Below are 21,946 nucleotides of genomic sequence, written 5' to 3'. Positions count from 1 at the left end.
GAATCGATAAATGAACCAGCTGAGCGGAGTATTTCAGATTCCCCGGCGCAAGCCCCGCTCCGTAAACCGCCACTCTTCAATGTCCGTGTTAATTTCCCGTTCAGACCATGTAATCACTGTATTGCGGTCTTCACGGAGATCATACATGGTCATTTTTGAAGGGCTTCGAAGTCTGTCTGTCAGCTGTTCAAATCGCTCTGCTTCCAGTCTTTTAATCTGTTCACCTTCTGAATTGTAATAGTGGATGGTCCGCACGGCATAAGTCTCTTTCTCAATGTCAAACTCTATATGTGCATACTGGTCCGATTCGGGCTTGTTCGCCCGTATTTTGTAGTACTCCGGGTACTCCTCAAGCCACTCAAATTCATAACTGTCGGGATCCTGATCTCCAAGATCTTCATAGGTGAAATCACTTCCCATAAACCGGTCTCCTCGCTCCCCTGATCCAATCACCTGAATTCTCCCTACGGTTGGCAGATAGAGACGCTGCGTGGTGTTGCTATTTTCGGTGACTGATAAAAACCCTGTTCCCCGGACATTGCCGGGTGCGGTAAAAATAATCAGACTCTTGTTTATATCCTCACCGGTTTGGCTCCACGACTGCATGGATCGGCTTCGTGTACGACCACGGTCGTCGGTAATTACCATCTCCATAACGGCTGTTTCTGATTGAACGGAGTTTCTTCTGTCATCCACTTCTTCAAAAATGGAACGGGCCTGATCTTCATCGGTTATCCGGTCCTGGGCTGATGCAGTCATCGGGAGACCGGTGGGAAAAAGGATCAATGCAGAGATAAAAGCGAATAAAAGGCTGCGTTTTGTCATGATTGGTATTCTTATTTGCCTGGGGTCAGGGTTTTACCGGGGTAGCTGCCAATTCACCAGCTACTGTAATCCACGGCCGTACAGTCCAGCTTTTTACAAGTCCGTGCTGAACATATGGATCTTTTTCGGCGAACTCTCTTGCTACCGATGGAGAATCGGAATCAAAAAGCAAAATGGCACGATCGGCCGGATCCTGTAAAGCCCCGCCTGCGATAAGGTACCCCTCGTCACTGGCGATCCAGGCCAGCTCGAGATGTTCCTTTCTGAACTGCTGCCTGCGTTCCAGGTAATCGTCCGCAAGGTCGTAAATCAGTAGATAGTGCATATCAGTACCTTTGAAGTTTATTCAGATTTGAGGTAATGAAGCGTCTGTTTGTGCCTCTTTACCCTGCAATTCTGTTTTTTGAAAAATTTCTATAATCTGGCCTTTATTCAGCGGTCCTGCCGCTGAGAGCTCTCTTCCTCCGCCATAGGTTGTGATTGCGTAGTTGGCAATCTCTTCAAAAGCATCGGCGGGTATGCCAACATCCGACAGCGATTGAAACAGCCCGTTGATGCGCAACCAGTTCTCAAATGCAGTTATTGCACCCATGGATGCTTCATAGTCATCTGTGGATTCAATATTAAAAAGCCGTCTGCCCATCAGTGCGATCCGGTCTTTTACTCTGTCATTTTCCAACAACCAGCGGAGATAAGCCGGATAAAGCGTTGCCAGTCCGCGGCCATGCGCAAGTTCAGGGCGGTACCCGCTCAGTGAATGCTCCAGGTTATGCAGGGTAAAAGGTGCAGGCTTTCGTCCTGCAACCTGCATACCGTTAAGCGCCATAGTGGAGGCCCATAACAGCCGGCCGCGCAGGGCTTCATCTTCAGGATTCTTCTCAATCATGGGCAATGTTGTTAGAACTGTTTCCATCACCGCTTCACTGTAGCGGTCGGCCAGGGGTGAGTCGTTGCCTCCCAATAGATAGTTTTCTATCACATGACTGATAATATCGGATGCCCCGTCGCGTGTGGTGTGAAGCGGGAGGGACGTGTGAAATTCCGGATTAAGCCATGAGGCCGACGGTTTCATAAAAGGATAACTGACGGGTGCCTTGCCCTTTACGTCCGGGTTGGAAATTACAGCATGGGCGGTAACTTCTGAAGCTGTAGCAGCAGTGGTTGGAATAGTGGCAACAGGTAACGCGCCCTTCATGGTTTTGTAACGGGGTTCGCCCAACACAAAAGGCCAGATATCAGTTTCTTCATCATGAATGAGGCCTGCGATGGCTTTGGACGCATCCATCACTGAGCCGCCTCCGAATGCGAGGACAAAATCGACCTCCTTGCGGCTTCCAAGTTCAGCTGCACGGTTAATGGTTCTGGAGTGCGGATTGGGTTCAATTCCTTCAAAATGTGTTAGTACAAATCCGCGGCTGTTCAGCAGTTGCGACAAATCATCGTAATAGCCAAGACGTTTTACGCTTCCGCCCCCGGTTACGATCAGAACACGCTTGCCAAATTTTTCGAGATGCTCAAGAAAGGACTCTCGCTTTTCCTTGCCGAAGTAGATATGTGTCGGAATGTGAAGATCGAAACTATTCATAAAAAAAGGCTATTTTCCTGATTCGTATTAAGCAAAATATGGTACCACACAGATTCTGTACCGTCATGAATGAATCAACATAACTGAAAACAATCCCGTTCTCAATTTATGGCCGACCTACGTAATATCATCGCGAAAAAAGCAGAAGATCATTTCGACTACATGGTTCAGACCCGAAGGTACCTGCACAAAAACCCGGAAGTGAGCTTCAGGGAGTATGATACGACCGATTATATCATTCATGAATTAAAAAAAATCGGCCTTGAGGCTGAACGGCCACTCGAAACAGGCTGTGTTGCCGTGATTGAAGGCAAACCCTCCGACAGGGTAATTGCACTGAGGGCCGATATTGATGCCTTGGCAATGGATGAGGAGGGTGAGGCAAAAAAAGAGTTCTTTTCGGAACGGCCGGGAGCCGCGCACTGCTGCGGACATGATGCGCATACCGCCAACCTACTTGGGGCTGCCAATATCATCAATGATCTGAGCGATGAGCTGGAGGGAACCGTTGTATTGGTATTTCAACCGGGAGAAGAAAGCCTGCCCGGCGGCGGGAAACTTCTGACGGAAACCGGTTACCTGCAGAAGCTGGGTGTAAAGGAGATCTACGGGCTCCATATGAACCCTGATTACAGTCCAGGGAAAGTTGCCTTGAAGGAAGGTCCTATTATGGCACGCCCCGATGAATTTGAAATCGAGATCACCGGTCGTGGCGGCCATGCCGCTTCTCCGCATTTAACCGTAGACCCTGTTGTAATCATGGCGCAGATTATCACACAGTTTCAAACCATTGTAAGCCGTACACTTGATCCCGCAGAACCGGCAGTGGTCACCGTAGGCAGAGTGAGAGCAGGGTCAACATACAACGTAATTCCCGGGAAAGCAGAGATGATCGGGACAGTGAGAACGTTTTCAAGGGAAACGGCAATGCGTATTTCCGACCAAATGGAGCGAATACTGAAAGGCGCTGCAGAATCATCCGGAATAACGTTTACATTCAATTTTAATGAAGGATATCCTGCGGTGGTAAATGACCCTGCATGCACACGAAAACTGGTTCAGACGGCCCAAAAAATTGCGGGGACGGAGTCAGTGATCGAGATGGAAAAACCGCTGATGGCGGGCGAAGATTTCTCCTTCTACCAGCAACAGTTCCCAGGAGCTTTTTTCATGCTTGGGAGCGGGAGTAAAAAAGCAGATTCAAAATGGAGTTGGCACCACCCGAGGTACAATATTGATGAGGATGCATTTTTAACCGGGTCGTCGCTCATGGCCGGAATCGCCCTTGGCGTATAGCACCATTTACCCTTTTACGTTATATTCAACATACGGTTCGTTTTGAAACCCCGGGTATTTACCATAACAAGACACCGCATTTGCAGCGAAGGAAAGATCATCATTTATGGCTTTAGAAACCCTGAAAAATCGTCTGATACATCGTATTCAGGAAATTGAGGACGAACAGGCAATACGAAAGATATTTTCGTACATCGAAAATATGCAGGAAGAGCCGGTATCGCCTGTTGAGATGGAGCACTCCGAACTTCTCGCCATAGTTCAGGCCGAAGACGATGTAGTGGAAGGAAGGCTGATTCGGGAAGAAGACGCCGAAAAACAGGTGAAGAAATGGCTCTGAATGTATTGTGGACCCAATCTGCACAAACTGACAGAATTCGTCTGTACCGGTTTTGGAATAAGAAAACGGGTGATAAGGATTACTCCCGGACGATACATCAGCTCATTGAGGATAAACTTTTTCAGACACGGCTCTTCCCTGACTGCGGACTGGAGACGGAGCGTAAGGATGTGCGGTACCATCTTATCGAGAAACAGTACAAACTTTTCTATTCTGTCAGAAATGAATCCATTATCATTCTCAGGCTCTCGGGAACCTGGAATGATTAAAGATGATCGCAAATGAAGCAAGCGTTTGAAAACCCTTCAGGGGATGTTTTTTTTCTGGAAGAGAAACAGATGGAGGAGGGGCTGCAGGCATCGCGTAGAAGCGATCGGCTGAGAATCATTCTGCCGCTTCACAGAGAACAGGACGCAGAGGTTCAGCGGTTAATCAATTTTTTACAGCCCGGTACGTACATCCGGCCTCATATGCATCCCATGCCGCATGCCACCGAATCGATTGTCGTGCTGAGAGGCAAAATCCGTTTTTTTACGTTTAATGATTCAGGAAGTCCGCAGACCGACAGAATTATATCTTTCGCTCCGTTTCCGGGTATCACTGATATAGAACCGGGCATATGGCACTCTTTTCTGGTGCTTGAAAAGGATACTGTATTATTTGAGTGCAAAAAGGGTCCGTATGATGCAGATACCGATAAGGTATTTGCGAGTTGGGCACCTGCCGAGGGCAGTTTGGAGGCAGCTGAATGGCTATCAAAAAAAGGAAAGTATCCATGAACAGAACATTTTCTTTCTGGGAACGTGAAGAGTGGCTTAAAAAACCCGACCTGCTGATTGTTGGAGCCGGAATTGTGGGGGCATCACTTGCCCTGTTTTATAAAAAAGCTTTCCCCGGGCACGATGTCTTGATTGTTGAAAAAGGTGTTGCACCCGAGGGTGCCAGCACACGGAATGCGGGTTTTACATGTATAGGGTCACTGTCAGAACATCTTTCCGACATGCAGAAAGCCGGTGAAGAGACCGTGCTGAAGAGGATCGAACGGAGGTGGAACGGCCTGAACCTTCTCAGGTCAACACTTGCAGCTGGGGAGATGGGGTATATCCATTCTGGAGGTTATGAAATCTTTACCGATAATGAATTACTTGCGGAGTGCTCCGGCAGACTGGATGAAATGAATACGCTTTTGCATGAACGGCTGGGAATAGAAAGTGTGTACTCCCGCAGGGAATACATGGGCTATCCGGCAATACACAATCACGTGGAAGGCGCGATCAACAGCGGCAAAATGATGCGTACCCTTCATCAAAAAATACAGAAGGCGGGCGTTCGAATTTGGTGGAATACACGTGTAGAATCGATTGATTCAGGAGTGGCACACCTTGACAACGATACAGGCATTCAGGCCGAACAAATCGCTGTGGCAGTAAATGGCTTTGCAGAATCGCTGGTCGGTTTACCCGTAAAGCCTGCGCGGGGATATGTTTTCATCACAAAACCGATTGCAGATCTTGGGTGGAAGGGCACATTTAACCACGACAGGGGGTATGTCTATTTTCGAAATGTAGATAACCGTCTGCTTCTTGGAGGGGCTCGTAACCTGGCTGTTGAGGAGGAAACGACCGATCGCTTTGGGATCAATCCCGTTATTAAAGAGTACCTCCTGAGCTTTGCCAATGATGTAATAAAATTACCGCCCGAATGGGAGATCGATGTGGAATGGAGCGGTATTATGGGAATTACCGCAGATAAGGAGCCTTATATCAATGAGATAAAACCGGGAGTGTACGCGGCGGCCGGTCTCAGCGGAATGGGTATTGCAATTGGAATGCAGGTCGCAAAAGAGCTTTTTGAGCTGATCCGGAATTCACGGTGAATTCAGGCTTTCAGGATTGTGAGATTTGGTTCAGATACTCACGATACAGAACGAGCAGCTCACTCATAATCATTGCAGTGGCACCCCATAACGGTGTTGTAGGGTGAATATCCCAGTATGGCACATCCACTTTTCGCTTGTTCAATTCCCAGACTTCACGCACGAGATTGCGGTCGTCGAGCAGCTGCGAAAGCGGCACACTGAAGGCCTCTTCCACTTCATTGGGATTGATGGTCAGATCGGGCTTCTGATGTAAAAAACCCACAAAGGGTGTGATCTGGCTATTGCTGCGATAGAGATATATTGATGTAATAGAGCAGGCAACGCGAATAGATTGCGGATTGATACCGATCTCCTCATGCGTTTCCCTTAGGGCCGTGTCAATCAGTTCTTCATTAACTTCCGATCGGCCTCCCGGAAAACTGATCTGACCGGCATGGCGAATATGGCCCGTTCGGAGGGTTAGCAATACATGCATATCACCTTCATGATCCGGATACAAAGGAATCAGCACGCTGCTTGGATGGGCACTCCCGTTGCTCTTGCGTGGATAACTGTATGAGCTGTCGATCGGTTCCGGAAGCATTTTTTCATGGGCGGACTCGCCCGGAAAAGAGCCCTTCATACGCTCACACAAATATCTGTAAAATCCGAAGTCTTGCATCTGTCCTGTTCAGGTTGCCATGCGCAAAGTATGCAGTAAATGAACAACCATCATAACAAAAAAAGATACTATCCACATTCATTTACAGAATTTTTTCTCTAAAACAATTATCAATATATATCTATTAATATCATGCTCTTAAATAAGTATATAAAAATCTTGTCTATTTTGCTTTAAACTACTTTTTAACAATTTGTAACAGTTGTCCCACTTTTTTACTCTTGTCTATACAGGAAACCGACTGCCGGACAAGAGTAAGTATATCGGGAAAATATAGTTCGCAGCAGGTTTCATTAACCAAAACATACCAACTCAACTGATATGAATAAACTTGTATGTAAGCTTGGATTTGCAGCCCTGATCATTGCGATGATCAGCATCAGCTGCGACACAGTAACACAGCCCGCAATGGAAGAACAGGTTCAGACGGAACCTGTTGCCGGTGAAGTAATCGACGGTCAGTATATCGTTGTCCTGAATCCGGACGAAGCGGAACTCGATTCCAGGGGCAAAGCTTATGCCGAGAATTTTCGTCTGGCAGTGATGAACGAGGCCGGAATTTCGGACGATCTCATTATGAGTAGCTACTCGACAGTATTTGTAGGTTTTTCAGCCAAACTGGATGAATCGCAGCTTAACCGTCTTAAACTTGATCCCCGCGTGGATTATATTGAAGAAGATAAAATAGTGACATTAGCTCCCCCCTGTGGAACGCCGAACGGAGGTCCATGTGAACCTGACGACGGTGGTGGCGACTCCGGAGATGGAGGCGGATCAACTGTAATAACTCCCTGGGGGATCGATCGCGTGGGCGGTTCTGTAACCTACACAGGATCAGCCGTGTCCTGGGTTATAGATACTGGCATCCAGCTCGATCATCCAGATCTGAACGTAGATGGAAGCAGAGGCTTCACAGCATTTAACAGTGGACCGGACTCAAAGAGTGCTGACGACCGCAATGGCCATGGCACCCACGTTGCAGGTACCATAGGTGCCCAAAACAGCATTCTGGGAGTAGCGTCCGGCGTGGTTCAGGTTCCTGTTAAGGTGCTCGACCGGCGCGGAAGCGGGTCGGTATCAGGCGTGATTGCCGGTGTGGATTATGTAGCCGCTAATGCAAATCCAGGCGATGTTGCCAATATGAGTCTTGGAGGCGGTACGTCGCAGTCGCTCGATGATGCTGTTATTGCAGCTGCTGATGCGGGTGTACTCTTTTCAATCGCTGCAGGCAACAGCGGTACATGGGCTTCCGGATCTTCTCCTGCAAGAGTGGATCACCCCAATACATGGACCATTGCAGCAACAGATGTAAATGATACATTTGCGTCATTTTCAAACTATGGGCCGCCCACAAGCTTTGCGGCACCCGGAGTAAACGTTGAAAGCACATGGACCGGAAGCAGCTATCGCACCATCAGCGGTACCTCGATGGCGGCTCCTCACGTTGCAGGCATTCTGATAGTAACTGGCGGAACCGTGAATTCGAACGGCACCTCCTCAACGGCTCCCAACGGAGTAAGCTATCCGATTGCTTCTCATCAGTAAATGAAACTGAACGGATTGAAAGCGCCTTTTCGTAAGAGAAGGCGCTTTTTTTATGTCTGCAATCAATAGCATTCTACATTCGATGACACTTTTCCATATCTTCACGCTGCTTTAAAAATCTGAAATCAACTAAACCTGCACCATTTTTATGTCTCTCTTAGTCGTAGGATCCGTTGCGTACGACGGTATCGAAACCCCATTCGGTAAAACTGAAAAAATTCTGGGTGGTTCTGCCACCTACCTCTCCCTTGCCGCCTCCTATTTTGCAAAGAACATTAATCTGGTTGGAGTTGTAGGACGCGATTTTGCGGATGAAGATATCGACGTGCTTAAAAGCCGTGCCATCGACCTGGAAGGTCTGCAGGTCGACAACAGCGGGGATACATTTTTCTGGTCAGGAAAATATCATTATGATTTGAATAACCGGGACACCCTCGATACCCAGCTCAATGTTTTTGAACGCTTCGATCCTGTGATTCCGGAAAAGTACAGGGATTCCAGATACGTTGCCCTCGGGAATATTGAACCCAGCCTGCAGGAAAAGGTGCTTGAGCAGGTTGCCAGTCCCGGTCTGGTGGTAATGGATACGATGAACTTTTGGATCGAGGGTACGCCCGATGCACTTAAACAAACCCTGAAGCGCGTTGATCTGCTTGTAATCAACGACTCGGAGGCGCGTGAATTGGCGGAGGAACCGAACCTGATTAAGGCGGCCGACAAAGTTCGCGCTATGGGTCCGGAATCGCTTATCATCAAAAAGGGAGAACACGGCGCACTGCTCTTTACAGGAGATGAGATATTCTCGGCCCCGGCCTATCCGGTTATAGATATATTTGACCCCACTGGTGCGGGCGATACGTTTATGGGCGGACTTCTGGGATGGCTGGCATATACCAACGACCTAACTCCGAACAATATGCGAAAGGCTGTCGTATTCGGTTCCGTGATGGCCAGTTTTTGTGTGGAGGAATTTGGGCCCGGAAGGCTCAGGAGCCTGAATGAGAAACAGATTTATGATCGCTACAGGGAATTCAGAAGGCTGAGCCAGATCCCGGAAGTGGACTAAGCTCATCAGTGATATGAAAAGCTATAAACCCATTTTTCTTGCATCAGCGAATAAGCATAAAATTGAGGAACTACGGCAGCTGCTTCATCCGCTCGGTTTTGACCTGAAGTCCACACTGGATGTCGAAAACCCCGAAGAGGTTGAGGAGGACCGTCCCGATCTTCGGGGAAATGCATTGAAGAAAGCACGATTTTGGCATGAAAAAACGGGTTTGCCCGCGCTGAGCGATGATACCGGTCTGGAAGTGGATGCCTTGGGTGGGGCTCCGGGTGTTTACTCGGCACGCTATGCCGGTGAAGATGCATCCTACAACGATAATGTGAATAAACTGCTCGGTGAGTTGAAAGAAGCGGCAGATCGCAGCGCCCGGTTCAGAACAGTCATTGCATATGTAACGGATGATGATCACTACTTTTTTGAGGGTGTTTGTGAAGGCGAAATAATCAGGGATAAAAGAGGTGAAAAGGGATTTGGCTACGACCCCGTTTTCGTGCCGGAGGGATATGACCAAACGTTCGCAGAACTAAGCGGCGATGAAAAAAACAAAATCAGCCACAGGGGACGCGCATTGCAAAAATTCATAGAATTCATTAGCAGGAGTTCACCGCAGAGGCGCTAAGGCGCAAAGGCGCAAGGGCGAAAAAGTATAGCCACGGAAGCACAGAGAAATGATGGTACCAACCAGACTTATTAACAGGTTTATAAAATAAATTCCGTGATTTCTGTGGCGATTCATCAAACTCCGCGGCCTTAGCGCCTTTTCGGTGAACCCTCCTTTTGATTCGAAGTCTGAAATTCTTTTCTTTTACGGATTCTACAACCAACCACTGCCATGGGATTTACCCTTCTCGACGGGATTGTGATTGTACTGTACCTGATTGCCGTTGCCTTTTTCGGCATCTGGTCGGCGGGTAAACAGAAAACCTCTACGGATTATTTTCTCGGTGGGCGCAACATGCCCTGGTGGGCCATTCTGTTTTCGGTAGTAGCTACAGAGACCAGTACCCTCACGTTTATCAGTATTCCTGCCGTGGCGTATGGCGGAGACCTGACGTTTCTTCAGCTTACGTTTGGTTATATCCTGGGACGTATCATTGTTGCCGTCTGGTTTTTGCCGGCCTACGTGAAGGGGGAGATGACCACTGCCTACCAGTTTCTGGAGCAGCGATTTGGTTCCGGATTGAGAAAAGCTGCTGGTTCCACATTCATAATCACACGGTTGCTGGCGGATGGAGTCCGTCTTTTTGCCACTGCTATTCCCCTGGCGATCATTTTCCGATTTGCAGGACTGTTCGATTCATGGGGTGATGGATCACTCTATCTGCTTGCGATCACAGTTATTGCTGCCGTTACGCTGGTTTATACATTTATCGGAGGCATCAGGGCAGTAATCTGGATGGATGTAGTTCAGATGGTGGTTTACCTGGGCGGAGCGCTTTTTGCACTGTTGCTGATGGTCGGAAAAATTCCTTTGACAGGATCCGAAATAACGGCATTTCTGTCAGCTGAGAACAAGATGAGGCTCTTTAATTGGGGAACAGACCTTGGCATACGTGAAATACTGGCGAATCCGTATGTGTTTTGGGTGTCTCTATTTGGCGGTGCGATATTTTCCATTGCATCGCACGGTACCGATCAGCTTATTGTCCAGAGGCTGCTGGCAACAGGCGATGTGAAATCAAGCCGGAAAGCCCTGATCTGGAGCGGCTTTGCGGCGTCTGCACAGTTCGCTTTTTTCCTCTTTATCGGACTGATGCTCTACGTGTTTTATCAGGGAGCCGGTCTCGAAGAGCTGAACCTGCGAACGACCGATGAAATATTTGCCCGTTTTATCGTGGATCAGATGCCCCCGGGTGTCGCAGGGCTGATCATAGCTTCCCTTTTTGCCGCCGCCATGAGCAGCCTCAGTTCATCACTGAATGCGCTCGCGTCATCCACAACCTATGATCTTCTCAAGCCGGTTTTTGGCACCGATTGGGACGGTGAAAAAGAGCTCTGGATTTCCAGGCTAACCACTATTTTTTGGGGTTTGATGCTGAGCGGTTCCGCATTCCTTTTTACCTGGCTGCAGCTCTCCGGAGATGACCAGCCGGCGGTCGTTGAGCTGGGCCTGGGAATTGCATCATATACGTACGGCGGATTGCTGGGTATTTTTGTGTTGGGCAGATTGTTTGCAAAACCTGATAAGACCGATGCGATGGTTGGATTTTTTTCCGGCCTGATTTCCCTGCTGTTCATGGTTGAAGGTGCGCTTCAGCAGTATATTCCCGGGGAAGGACTTACAGTTGCGTGGCCGCTCTATACATTTGCAGGCGCTGTGATCGTAGTTGCCGTGGCAAACGGGTCATATTACTTTAGAAAGGCATTTCGCAACTAGCAGTGTATGCACTCCGGTTCCGGGTGAAATCGATAAATTGTTCAGTGCAGGTGTTCCTGATCGGTAAATTCCAGAATGAGGCTTCGTATTTCTTCAATACCTTTACCGGATTGGGCGGAACAGGGAATTACAGGTACGTCGATATTCATCTCTTCAAGAATTTTCCGGATTGCTGCAAGTGAGCTTCTCAGCTTGTTATTGGAGATCTTGTCGGCTTTGGTAAGAAGAATGGCAAATGGTTTCTGGTTCGAACCAAGCCAGTAAAAGAATTCTTCGTCCAGCTTGGATGGAGGATGCCGTGAATCTACCAGATGCAGGACGAGGTGAAGCGTGTTTCGTTTAAGCAGGTAGTTCTGAATATCCCGACCCCAGCGATCACGTTCTTTTTTGGGAACCTTTGCATAGCCGAATCCGGGAAGATCAACAAGGTAGAACGAGTCGTCTATCTCGTAGTAGTTCATCTGTTGGGTTTTACCCGGAGTATTGCTCGTACGGGCCAGCCTTTTTCGGTTGGTGATCTTATTGATGATTGATGACTTGCCTACATTCGATCGTCCCGCAAAACATATCTCGGGCAGCGATTCGGGCGGGCAGTCGGATAATTTTGGGGCACTTGTAATGAAGCGCGCCTTATTAAAAGCCATCAAACAATTTCATTTTCTTCTTTCTGTACGCCAAAATCGACGGGCACCGGGTAGTTACCGGTAAAGCAGGCTGTACAGTAGCCGTGCCTGGATGGGTTGGCTTCCCTGACGGCGGTTACCAGTCCTTCAGCGGAAAGGTAACGCAGGCTGTCTACGCCGATCTCTTCTGCAATCGCGTGCACATCACGATTGAAGCGGTTTGCGATGAGCTCGTCGGGGCTTGGAAAGTCCATGCCGTAAAAACAGGGGTGGGTGATAGGCGGTGAACTCACCAGGAAATGAATCTCAAGCGGATTGGCCTCCCGTATCATATCCACAAGATAGCGGGATGTAGTGCCGCGCACGATCGAGTCGTCCACGATAATAACGGAGCGGCCTTCAATCACACCTTTCACCGTATTGAACTTGGTCCGTACTTTCTGCTCTCTTGATTTTTGCCCGGGTGAGATGAAGGTACGGCCTACATAGTGATTTCGAATCAGCCCGATGTCGTACTTACAGTCATTGCCGGCTTTCTGATTTTCATGGGCATATCCCAGGGCGGCAGTATTGCTTGAATCAGGCACCGAAATGACAATTGGCTTTTTATCGGGATCGGGGTGGTTCAGAATCTTATCAATAGGGTGTTCCTTGGCCAGTTGTTTGCCAAGATTTCGGCGGATTTTATCCACCATCTCACCGAATATCTTGCTGTCGGGGCGCGAAAAATAGACATATTCAAAAATGCACTGACTGCTCGAGGTTCCTTTTTGCGGTTCAAGGTAGTAGGATTTGGGCTCCTTTCGTGCATTCGCCTCCCGGTCAATGACAATCACCTCGCCGGGCTCCACATCACGGATGTAGTCGGCACCGATGATGTCAAATGCACAGGTTTCGCTGGCAACCGTATAGGAGCCGTCGATCATGCCCAGTGCGAGTGGTCGGAACCCATTTGGGTCCCTGACCGCAATAAGCTTTGTGTCAGTCAGAATAACAAGGCAGTACGCCCCTTCGATCTGTTGAAGGGCGTCCATGATCTGCTCCATCTGTGTTTCCTTGCGGCTGTGTGAGATCAGGTGAAGTATCAACTCCGTATCGGAGGTACTTTGAAAAAGAACACCCTCATGCCGAAATCGCTCGCGAAGAGTTCTGGCATTCGACAGATTTCCATTATGTCCTATGGCCAGGTTTCCGTTTCTATAGTGTACGCGAAAAGGTTGAATATTGGCGGGATTGCGGGATGAACCCGATGTGGAATACCGGTTGTGGCCGATAGCAGAGCGACCCTTCAATTCCTTTTTGAAAATTTTTGCATCATCAAATACCGATAAAACCAAACCGAAATCCTTGTGCATGGGCATCACATAACGCCCTTTTTTTTCATCGTAATAGGTGCTTACGATCCCCGCTGATTCCTGACCGCGATGCTGGAGAGCGTGAAGTCCGTAGTAGGTGAGAAGTGCAGCATCGGTGTGGTCATAAATACCGAAAATACCGCAGTAGTCATAAGGTTTATCCATCATGTCAGAAGAAGCGAATCAATAGGGTTCCAAGGAGTTCAAAAGATATGGAAAAGATGCTTAAATCGCAGTCTGGTATTCTTGTGTTCCGGGTGGCAAAGGTTTCCGGCTATTTCGCTGCAACTCCAATTTTAACAAGCTCCGGTATCATTTTTTAGAAAGTATTGCGTATTATTATTGCCATGAAAGCAAAACAGATTCTTCCATACATCCAGACTTCGTTCCGGATTCTGCTCGGAGCACTGCTTCTGGTTGCGGGTATTTTAAAAGTTCAGGACAACAGCGCACTGTTCGAAAGTGTGGCATATATCACCTGGATCCCGCTTGGTTTAAAATCCCTGATCATTGATACACTTCCCTGGATTGAAATTGTGATGGGTTCCCTTCTGATTTTTAATCTGTTTGGCTCGGTTGTAAAACCTGCTGTGTCAGCCATTTATCTGGCATTCTTTATTTTTGCCATTTACGGTCTTGGATCCGGAATGGAGGGAGACTGCGGCTGCTTCGGAGATCCTGAAAACGGATCCATTCTGGCCATGCTTCTGGGTAGTGAATTCGGCTGGAAGATGGTGATGCGGAACGGCATTTTTGTTGGCATGGCAGGGCTTCTCTTCCTGAAAACGGGAAATAACAGTACAGACTCACCAGAATAGTGCACTCTGTATGTTGCTGGTCTAACAAGTAAATTCGTTTCCCGGACGAGATAAGGGATTCTATGAAGGTCCGGTTCTTCTGTTTTTTGAGGAATAGTTCATAGCGAATGGCACCGGTTTTGGTTTCGAATGACTTGTAAAACGTCAGGTCCCATGGAATTCCGGACCTGGTTGAAACAGTCCATCGATCGTTATGACGCTCCAGTCGTTGTTGCGGCGTCAGTGAGGTGTGTCCTTTGTAGTAGGTATCTCTGGAAGGACTGTACATAATGTAAGCGTAATACATGTCTCTTGATTACTTAAAATAAAAAAAGCTCAATTCATGAGTACACGAATTGAGCTTTTGAATAAATGGAGCGGGAAACGGGATTTGAACCCGCGACCCCGACCTTGGTCCCGAGGCGTCGGGATGCTCTGCCCCTGAGCTATTGAGTAAATTCATTTTCCCTGGACGAGATAAGGGATTCTATGAAGGCCCGGTTCTTCTGTTTCTTCAGGAATAGTTCATAGCGAATGGCCTCGGTTTTGGTTTCGAATGACTTGTAAAACGTCAGGTCCCATGGAATTCCGGACCTGGTTGAAACAGTCCATTGATCGTTATGACGCTCCAGTCGTTGTTGCGGCGTCAGTGAGGTGTGTCCTTTGTAGTAGGTATCTCTGGAAGGGCTGTAGATAATGTATGCGTAATACATGTCTCTTGATTACTTAAAATAAAAAAAGCTCAATCCATGAGTACACGAATTGAGCTTTTTAATAAATGGAGCGGGAAACGGGATTTGAACCCGCGACCCCGACCTTGGCAAGGTCGTGCTCTACCACTGAGCTATTCCCGCTAAAGTTGGTACAAAAAAACAGTATGTCACTCGGTTTGGCTGGGTGCGACCCCGACCTTGGTCCCGAGACTTCGGGATGCTCTACCACTGAGCTATTCCCGCTAAAGTTGGTACAAAAAACAGTATGTCAATCGGTCCGGCTGGGTGCGACCCCGGCCTTGGTCCCGAGACGTCGGGATGCTCTACCAATGAGCTATTCCCGCTAAAGTTGGTACAAAAAACAGTATGTCAATCGGTCCGGCTGGGTGCGACCCCGACCTTGGTCCCGAGGCGTCGGGATGCTCTACCACTGAGCTATTCCCGCTAAAGTTGGTACAAAAAACAGTATGTCAATCGGTCCGGCTGGGTGCGACCCCGACCTTGGTCCCGAGACGTCGGGATGCTCTACCATTTACCCTTTGAAGTCCGGGAATTTCCGGACGCAGGAGGGCTGAGCTATTCCCGCTTTTATCAAGACTGTAAATATACAGCCATTTTCGAGACCTTTTCAAGACTATTTTCTGATTTTCTGTAATACCTTCCTGTCTGTAATCCTGTTTTGGATGGCATCATCATCAGGTATAACCGGTTTATCACGGTATCGGTCTACCATGCACAGAAAACCGAGAGGTTCACCTTTGTCGGCATGAAACTGATGGATGGTATCCGGAGAGATGAATATGACGTCATGAAGTGCGAGATGATGAATTTCATTGTCCAGGATCAGCGAACCACTGCCCCTGATAATCACAACACTGTGCGGATGCCGGTGCTGCTCCAGGCTTGAATAACCCCCGTCCCGGATTTCAAAATACCTGCTGTGAAAATTCAGTTCCTCTGTTTCGTCACCCAAAAGTGAATAGCGATGGACCCCCTTGAAATTGCTGGTACCGGTTTTGTACTCTTTCCGCTCCACACCTTTCCATGTAAAACCGTCCGCTTTTATTATCCTGGATCTGTTTTTCATGTATTCCGTAATCTTTGTTGAAATTCAGCTGCAGCGAACTGCAGGCCCTCTGGGTGCTGATACAAGCTCCCGCCTATCAGAAAAACGGTATCCCGGCCGTATTTGTTCATCCACTCCGGTACAGTGTCTCTGTTTATTCCGCCTCCGGGCACCGGAAATGCACTTTTTATGCCTTCAATATTCTGCCTGCAATGTTCATTTATATCCATACACTGTTCAACAGTGAAAGAAAACCGGCCCATTGCGTTTGGATAGATGATAAAATCAGCTCCCATCGCTCTCCAGAGGGTTCCAAAGTAGAGCGGGGCAACGATCCCCTGAGAGTGACTTACAACCATGGATCCTGAAAATGAGGGATGTGCTATTACCGGCAGCTCACCAATCGTTGCAAGTTCCTTCATAATGGCGGGTCCGCAGAGCTGGGCAGAAACCAGAACACCGTCTGCACCGCAATCAGCAGCTTCCCGATACCGATCCATAAGCCGGTTGGGGGTGGTTGTAATGTTTGGAAAATAGAGTGTTCTCTTGCCGCTTTTCTGCATTCCTTTTTCAATTGCCGATACGCAAGCCTTTACTCGCGCCGAGAACGGGGCGCTCTGTTGATCTGCAAGGCCATGATCATCTTTTATGATGTCCAATCCGCCTGCTGCAAACTGTTCTGCGCGCAATGCAAGCTCATCGGGTGATAATCCCACGGGCTTGAGTGCGGTACAGCTTAGTGGCCTGTCAGAAACACCGGAAAGCTCCCGGATGCCTTGGATGCCGAATGATGGGCCCGGGAGCACCCCATGGAGCTTATCTTTTTCCAGATCGATTAGCTGTATTCCGGGCTGAAGGGAGATGTTCCCAAAAATCACGTTCAGAAACTGGGTTGGATCATCATCAAAAAGATGAAGGGGGTAGCCGATGGTTGCAGACCAAAGGTTATCACTGGAAGGGAATAGTGACAGAAGCTGAGCAATGGATGATGAGACATGATCGGGAACGGCATCGCGCGGCATTTCCACAGACTGCTCCAGGCAGATGGAATCAGCAATCTGTTCAGCCGCCCCGATGTCATCTGCGGTAAAGCGATAGGTTGCGTGAAACAGCTTGGACTCCGGTTCAACGGTGGCCATGGCACACCTCTCCTCAGCAGGTAATGGTTTCCGACCGTTTTGGACCGGTAGAGATGATCGTAAAACGAACTCCCGTGTACTCTTCTATAAACCGGATATATTTTTGTGCATTTTCGGGCAGCTCTTTGAATTCTGAAATATTTCTTGTTGAACTTTTCCAGCCTTCAAAATCTCTGTAAACCGGTTTAAGTTTATCAACCATATCAGCATCAAGTGGAAACACTGTGGTCTCTTTGCCATTCAGCTCGTAATGAGTACAAACCCTGATGGTTTCAAAATCGTCTAAAACATCCAGTTTGGTAAGCGCAAGTTCATTCATTCCGTTGAGTCGCACCGCGTATAGCAGAGCCGGAAGGTCGAGCCATCCACATCTGCGAGGCCTGCCTGTTGTGGCGCCAAACTCCTGTCCGTTCCTGCGTAGTGTTTCCCCGAAGTTGTCATTCAGCTCAGTGGGGAAAGGCCCGTTACCAACCCGCGTGCAGTATGCTTTTGTGATGCCGGTTGAGTGGGTGATGGCAAGCGGTGGTATGCCGCTTCCTGTGCAGGCGCCGCCGGCTGTGGGCGACGAAGATGTAACATAAGGATAAGTGCCGTGGTCTACATCCAGCAGACTGCCCTGTGCTCCCTCCAGAAGTACCGACTCACCTTTCTTCAGGGCGCTGTGAAGCAGATCGGTTGTGTTGCAGATGAAGGATTTCAAACGAACCATGGCAGGACGCAGGGCATCCATCATCTCGGAGGTTTTGAGTGTATCTTCACCATAGATGTGCTCCAGGGCATTGTTGATATCATTCAGGTTTCTTGAGATTTTTTCCTGAAGGAGTTCTTCGTGCAACAGGTCGCCCATTCTTATTCCAACACGCGACACCTTGCTGACATAGGCGGGCCCGATACCCCGGCCAGTCGTGCCAATGGCGTCTTTCCCCCTGCTCTTCTCTTTTACCTGATCCAGTATTTTATGATAAGGAAGGATAACGTGGGCTGAGCTGCTGATGAATAGCCGGTCTTTCAGATCCACATCCAGTTTTTCGACCTCTGCAATTTCCTCAACCAGGGCAACAGGATCTATAACGACGCCATTGCCGATCACACACCTGGAGTTGCCGTTAAACATTCCGGATGGGATAAGATGAAGCACAATGGTTTTATCATCAAACTTCAGGGTATGCCCTGCATTAGCCCCTCCCTGATACCGGACCACGTAATGGGCTTCCTTGCTCAGAAGATCAACAACTTTTCCTTTTCCCTCATCACCCCACTGGGCACCAATTATGATACGTACTGACATAGATTCCAAAAAAAAGGAGGTGCTGATACACCTCCCTGTTCATCGTTTAGATTAAGTGTAACAATGTTATTCTTCGAATGAAGCGATGGCTTCATCTAAAGATTTAAAATTCTTAAACACTGTAATGAGCTTGGTAACCATCAGAAGACTCTGAATTTTATCAGCAGCATTCGCAATTCTGAGATCACCGCCCGCTTTGCGCATTGTGGTGAGTCCGCCGATAAGCATGCCAAGACCCGAAGAGTTCATGAATTTTACTTTCCCGAGGTCGACAACGATATTTTTCTTGTCTTCCTCAATAAGCTCATGAAGTTTTTCATTCAGGTTTACGGCGTCAGGCCCCCCCATCACATTGCCTTTAAATTCTATGACAACACAGTTATAACGCTCAGAAACATTAAAGCTCATAGTATTTGCTGTTTTTAAAGTTAGATGAACGAAGATTAAGACTTCGCTTTATTCATGGCTCGTTTCTGAAGCTCAACGACGAGCGAACTTGCCACAAAAAGAGAACTGTATGTACCTAGAATGATACCCAAAACAAGTGCAAACGCAAAACCTTTCAGCACTTCACCGCCAAAGATAAATAGCACGAGTACTACAAACAAGGTAGTGACAGATGTGATCACAGTACGGCTGAGTGTATCATTCAGGCTTTTATTGATCATTTCCTTAAACTCCATCGTCTTGTACACTATGGAGTTTTCGCGAATACGGTCAAATACCACCACGGTGTCGTTCAGTGAATATCCGACAATAGTCAGGAAAGCCGCAATGATGGCCTGATCAATGCTTACGTTAAATGGTGCGATTTCGCCCATAACGGTAAATATTCCCAATACAATCAGTACGTCGTGGGCCAGGGCGGCAATCGCGCCGGCTGAAAAGTACCATCCCTTGAAGCGTATGAAAATGTAAATGAAGACAACCGCCAGGGCAAAGAAGATGGAATTTATAGCCCCCCGCCGTAGATCATCAGCAAAACGAGGCCCCACAAGGTCGGTTTTTTGAATAGATACGGGATTGTCCGGATACATGGCCGTCACAGTGCTCATGATGATGTCACTTACTTCGGTGATGTCACCTTCTGCATCGGTGCGTATCAGTATCTCGCTTTCAGATCCGAATAGCTTTATTTCCGGTGTGGAACCCAGCGGTTCTGTAAGTTCATTTCGTATGTCGGTGACGCTTACCGGGCTTTCAAACTGAAATACAAACTCTTTTCCGCCACGGAAGTCAATTCCGTAGTTCAGCCCCATTGTAAGGATTGCAACGATCGACCCGATTACCAGGGCTCCGGAAATGAAGTATGCAATATTGTGATATTTTATAAAGTCAAAACTGGGTGTTTCAAACCATCTCATAATGTATACCTGTTTTTTTAAGTAAAAATGTTTGTTTGAGGATCAACCGAAGCTGACATCTGCGGTTTTTTCACGGGTCAGATAGTCAACTACCACCCTGGTGATTACGATGGCACTGAAGAGAGATGCCACAATACCGGCCATCAGCGTAATTGCAAAGCCCTTGATCGGTCCTACACCAAAACTGTAGAGAATGATAGCCACAAAGAAGGTGGTCACGTTGGCGTCAATAATGGCGCTCATTGCATTAGAGTACCCGTTATCGATAGCGGCCCTGAGTGTCTTGCCGCCGCGCATCTCCTCGCGGATCCGGTCGAATATCAGCACGTTCGCATCCACGGCCATACCAATGGTAAGTACGATACCTGCAATTCCAGGAAGGGTGAGAGTAGCCTGAAAGCCGGCCAGGATTCCCAGAATGAAGATAATATTCAGGATTAGAGCCAGATCGGCTATGGCGCCACCAACACGATAGTATACAATCATAAAAATGGCTACCACACTGAGCCCGAAAATGACCGAATAAAGGCCGGCCTGAATGGAGGCTTCACCGAGCGAAGCACCCACGGTCCGTTCTTCCACAATATCGAGCGGGGCGGGAAGGGCACCCGAGAGAAGGATGTTTACAAGATCCTCAGCCTCCTGCACACCGCCAATACCGGTAATGGATGAGCGTCCGTTATTGATCTGATTCTGCACGGTCGGGTATGATTCTACATAACCGTCGAGCACGATGGCAACAGGGCGGCCGATATTGGCCCCCGTAATGCGCGACCAGCGCCGTGCACCCTCCGAATTCATCGTCATGGATACCTCAGCGGCATTGGTCGTGGGCTCAAACGCTACGCGGGCCTCTGTGATCACATCGCCTGTAAGCTCAATCTGGCTGCGGACCGCAATCAGTTCCACGAGTCCGGTTCCGCTATCAAATGCAAACGGCCGGGCTCCCCACATCAAAACCGTATTTCTGGGAATCAGTCGCTGTACCTCTTCCATCGACAACAAACGATTTACGGCAGCTGTATCCGTCTCCGCTGCGTAACCGAAGGAGTATTGCGATACACCCTGGAAACTGAAAATGTCAAGCAGGTTTTGCATACCCTGTTCTTCCAGCTCCTCGCGGTTTTCCTGGAAATAGGTCGAGATCTGCTGTTTTGAAGCATTGATTTCATCCGGTTCGGCCGCCATCCTGAATTCGAGTCGCGCCGTTCCTCTCAGAAGATCTCTTACACGTTCTTCGTCATCCACGCCGGGCAGCTCTACAATAATTCGGTTTGTACCCTGCTGTACAATTGAAGGCTCGGATACGCCAAAGCGGTCAACCCTTGACCTGATAATCTCCATGGCCCGGGTAACAGCCGAATCGCGCTGTGTTCTGAGATAGGTGGCAATCTCTTCGTTGGTTGAGCGTCGTGTGATATTTTCCGCATCCGAACGGTAATATCTGCTGAGGAGTCCGTCAGGGTTACGGGCCTCAAATTCAGAGACGAATTCATCCACAAAGTCAGTGTTGTTCTGAACAGCCTGTTCTTCGGCCACATTGATGATTTGCTCAAGCTCGTCATCCGCGTTATCACCGGCCAGTTCCAGAATCAGCTGTGGTTCTCCGATCTGAAGGGTTACGTACATGCCGCCCTGAAGATCCAGTCCAAGCTTAAGTGATCGTTCTCTGAGACTCTGCAGTTTTTCATTGTTATCGCTTTGGTAGCGAACCAGCTCGGTTTCGGTGAGGCTTTCCATGTGACGCTGTTCCAGGCTCCATTGGATGGTGGGGAACAGGTACCAAAGGGTCAGGCCCAGAAAAACGACGATAGAGCCGATTTTAAATCCGTTATTTTGATTTTTCATGATTGTATGAAAATGATTGGTTGGTAGAGTTTTAATATTTAATCAGCAGATCTGTCGCCAATCGAAAAGAGGGCAGCCAGATCTGGTATTAGCTATTCTAAAAATGTTTGCCGGGCGCGAACTGAAAGATGTATGTTCACGACACACGACAACTGGAGAAAAAATGAATCAGGAAACCA

The 21,946-nt window shown here is 48.3% G+C and carries 23 protein-coding genes, 1 tRNA gene and 1 pseudogene; 10 read left to right on the top strand and 15 right to left on the bottom strand.

Annotation, left to right across the window (positions count from 1 at the left end):
• Positions 1-33: 33 nt before the first annotated feature.
• Genes DDZ15_RS15010 through DDZ15_RS15000 form a run of 3 tightly spaced genes read right to left on the bottom strand, consistent with a single transcriptional unit; the run spans position 34 to position 2,410 of the window.
• Entirely contained in the window at positions 34-825 is a 792-nt protein-coding gene (locus DDZ15_RS15010; protein WP_109647931.1) for an outer membrane lipoprotein-sorting protein, read from the bottom strand.
• Between the two features lie 25 nt (positions 826-850).
• A complete protein-coding gene (locus DDZ15_RS15005) occupies positions 851-1,150 on the bottom strand; it encodes a YciI-like protein (protein WP_109647930.1) in 300 nt (99 codons plus the stop codon).
• Between the two features lie 21 nt (positions 1,151-1,171).
• Positions 1,172-2,410, bottom strand: a complete 1,239-nt coding sequence (locus DDZ15_RS15000; RefSeq protein WP_109647929.1) for an iron-containing alcohol dehydrogenase — start codon at positions 2,408-2,410, stop codon at positions 1,172-1,174.
• A gap of 108 nt (positions 2,411-2,518) precedes the next feature.
• Here DDZ15_RS15000 and DDZ15_RS14995 point away from each other — a divergent pair, with 108 nt between their 5' ends.
• From DDZ15_RS14995 to DDZ15_RS14975, 5 genes are all read left to right on the top strand, one after another.
• The gene (locus DDZ15_RS14995; protein ID WP_109647928.1) at positions 2,519-3,706 is read left to right on the top strand and encodes a M20 metallopeptidase family protein; all 1,188 of its coding nucleotides are present in this window, start codon (positions 2,519-2,521) and stop codon (positions 3,704-3,706) included.
• A gap of 106 nt (positions 3,707-3,812) precedes the next feature.
• Positions 3,813-4,046: a hypothetical protein gene (locus tag DDZ15_RS14990; protein ID WP_109647927.1), complete on the top strand. Its 234-nt coding sequence runs from the start codon at positions 3,813-3,815 to the stop codon at positions 4,044-4,046.
• Complete coding sequence (locus DDZ15_RS14985; protein WP_109647926.1) at positions 4,037-4,315, top strand: type II toxin-antitoxin system mRNA interferase toxin, RelE/StbE family; 279 nt, start codon at positions 4,037-4,039, stop codon at positions 4,313-4,315. Before DDZ15_RS14990 ends, DDZ15_RS14985 begins: the two co-directional genes overlap by 10 nt.
• A gap of 12 nt (positions 4,316-4,327) precedes the next feature.
• Positions 4,328-4,825, top strand: coding sequence for a WbuC family cupin fold metalloprotein (locus tag DDZ15_RS14980; RefSeq protein WP_109647925.1), 498 nt, complete (start codon positions 4,328-4,330; stop codon positions 4,823-4,825).
• Entirely contained in the window at positions 4,822-5,922 is a 1,101-nt protein-coding gene (locus tag DDZ15_RS14975) for an NAD(P)/FAD-dependent oxidoreductase (RefSeq protein ID WP_158278731.1), read from the top strand. The genes DDZ15_RS14980 and DDZ15_RS14975 overlap by 4 nt, the downstream gene beginning before the upstream one ends.
• Positions 5,923-5,932: 10 nt before the next feature.
• On the opposite strand, the gene DDZ15_RS14970 is transcribed toward DDZ15_RS14975, so the two are convergent.
• Positions 5,933-6,586, bottom strand: coding sequence for an NUDIX hydrolase (locus DDZ15_RS14970; protein ID WP_109647923.1), 654 nt, complete (start codon positions 6,584-6,586; stop codon positions 5,933-5,935).
• Positions 6,587-6,907: 321 nt separating this feature from the next.
• On the opposite strand from DDZ15_RS14970, the gene DDZ15_RS14965 reads away from it, so the two are divergent.
• The 4 genes from DDZ15_RS14965 (at position 6,908) to DDZ15_RS14950 (ending at position 11,574) form a co-directional block, all read left to right on the top strand.
• Positions 6,908-8,131 (top strand): S8 family serine peptidase, encoded by a 1,224-nt coding sequence (locus DDZ15_RS14965; protein ID WP_109647922.1) that lies wholly within the window; start codon positions 6,908-6,910, stop codon positions 8,129-8,131.
• A 148-nt stretch (positions 8,132-8,279) separates the two neighbouring features.
• Positions 8,280-9,197 (top strand): PfkB family carbohydrate kinase, encoded by a 918-nt coding sequence (locus DDZ15_RS14960; protein WP_109647921.1) that lies wholly within the window; start codon positions 8,280-8,282, stop codon positions 9,195-9,197.
• Between the two features lie 13 nt (positions 9,198-9,210).
• Entirely contained in the window at positions 9,211-9,816 is a 606-nt protein-coding gene (rdgB, locus tag DDZ15_RS14955) for an RdgB/HAM1 family non-canonical purine NTP pyrophosphatase (protein ID WP_109647920.1), read from the top strand.
• Between the two features lie 213 nt (positions 9,817-10,029).
• The gene (locus tag DDZ15_RS14950; RefSeq protein WP_109647919.1) at positions 10,030-11,574 is read left to right on the top strand and encodes a sodium:solute symporter; all 1,545 of its coding nucleotides are present in this window, start codon (positions 10,030-10,032) and stop codon (positions 11,572-11,574) included.
• Between the two features lie 41 nt (positions 11,575-11,615).
• Here the strand turns inward: DDZ15_RS14950 and yihA are convergent, their stop codons facing one another.
• Both yihA and purF read right to left on the bottom strand, forming a co-directional pair.
• The gene (gene yihA, locus DDZ15_RS14945) at positions 11,616-12,218 is read right to left on the bottom strand and encodes a ribosome biogenesis GTP-binding protein YihA/YsxC (RefSeq protein WP_109647918.1); all 603 of its coding nucleotides are present in this window, start codon (positions 12,216-12,218) and stop codon (positions 11,616-11,618) included.
• A complete protein-coding gene (gene purF / locus DDZ15_RS14940; RefSeq protein ID WP_109647917.1) occupies positions 12,218-13,720 on the bottom strand; it encodes an amidophosphoribosyltransferase in 1,503 nt (500 codons plus the stop codon). Before purF ends, yihA begins: the two co-directional genes overlap by 1 nt.
• A gap of 179 nt (positions 13,721-13,899) precedes the next feature.
• Between purF and DDZ15_RS16980 the strand changes: the two genes are divergently transcribed.
• Positions 13,900-14,370, top strand: coding sequence for a MauE/DoxX family redox-associated membrane protein (locus DDZ15_RS16980; RefSeq protein WP_146198610.1), 471 nt, complete (start codon positions 13,900-13,902; stop codon positions 14,368-14,370).
• Positions 14,371-14,452: 82 nt separating this feature from the next.
• On the opposite strand, the pseudogene DDZ15_RS17100 reads toward DDZ15_RS16980, so the two are convergent.
• From DDZ15_RS17100 to secD, 9 genes and pseudogenes are all read right to left on the bottom strand, one after another.
• A pseudogene (locus DDZ15_RS17100) lies at positions 14,453-14,656 on the bottom strand (GIY-YIG nuclease family protein); the annotation flags it as partial.
• Between the two features lie 139 nt (positions 14,657-14,795).
• Complete coding sequence (locus DDZ15_RS14925) at positions 14,796-15,062, bottom strand: GIY-YIG nuclease family protein (RefSeq protein ID WP_109647914.1); 267 nt, start codon at positions 15,060-15,062, stop codon at positions 14,796-14,798.
• Between the two features lie 66 nt (positions 15,063-15,128).
• A tRNA-Gly gene (locus DDZ15_RS14920) sits at positions 15,129-15,203 on the bottom strand.
• 493 nt (positions 15,204-15,696) lie between these two features.
• Positions 15,697-16,149: a cupin domain-containing protein gene (locus DDZ15_RS14915; RefSeq protein ID WP_109647913.1), complete on the bottom strand. Its 453-nt coding sequence runs from the start codon at positions 16,147-16,149 to the stop codon at positions 15,697-15,699.
• A complete protein-coding gene (locus DDZ15_RS14910; protein ID WP_109647912.1) occupies positions 16,146-17,267 on the bottom strand; it encodes a RuBisCO large subunit C-terminal-like domain-containing protein in 1,122 nt (373 codons plus the stop codon). Before DDZ15_RS14910 ends, DDZ15_RS14915 begins: the two co-directional genes overlap by 4 nt.
• Before the next feature lie 13 nt (positions 17,268-17,280).
• The gene (locus DDZ15_RS14905) at positions 17,281-18,555 is read right to left on the bottom strand and encodes an adenylosuccinate synthase (protein ID WP_109647911.1); all 1,275 of its coding nucleotides are present in this window, start codon (positions 18,553-18,555) and stop codon (positions 17,281-17,283) included.
• A 66-nt stretch (positions 18,556-18,621) separates the two neighbouring features.
• A complete protein-coding gene (locus tag DDZ15_RS14900) occupies positions 18,622-18,963 on the bottom strand; it encodes an STAS domain-containing protein (protein WP_109647910.1) in 342 nt (113 codons plus the stop codon).
• 35 nt (positions 18,964-18,998) lie between these two features.
• On the bottom strand, positions 18,999-19,919 hold the full coding sequence (gene secF / locus DDZ15_RS14895; protein ID WP_109647909.1) for a protein translocase subunit SecF: 921 nt from the start codon (positions 19,917-19,919) through the stop codon (positions 18,999-19,001).
• A gap of 42 nt (positions 19,920-19,961) precedes the next feature.
• Positions 19,962-21,767 carry a protein translocase subunit SecD gene (gene secD / locus DDZ15_RS14890; RefSeq protein WP_109647908.1) on the bottom strand — a complete coding sequence of 602 codons (1,806 nt, stop codon included), beginning with the start codon at positions 21,765-21,767 and terminating at the stop codon, positions 19,962-19,964.
• Between the last annotated feature and the right edge of the window lie 179 nt (positions 21,768-21,946).

Source organism: Rhodohalobacter mucosus (assembly GCF_003150675.1).
Classification (GTDB): Bacteria; Bacteroidota; Rhodothermia; order Balneolales; family Balneolaceae; genus Rhodohalobacter; species Rhodohalobacter mucosus.
The sequence above is the reverse complement of the archived record's forward strand: the minus strand, read 5'-3'. Positions and strand labels throughout refer to the sequence as shown.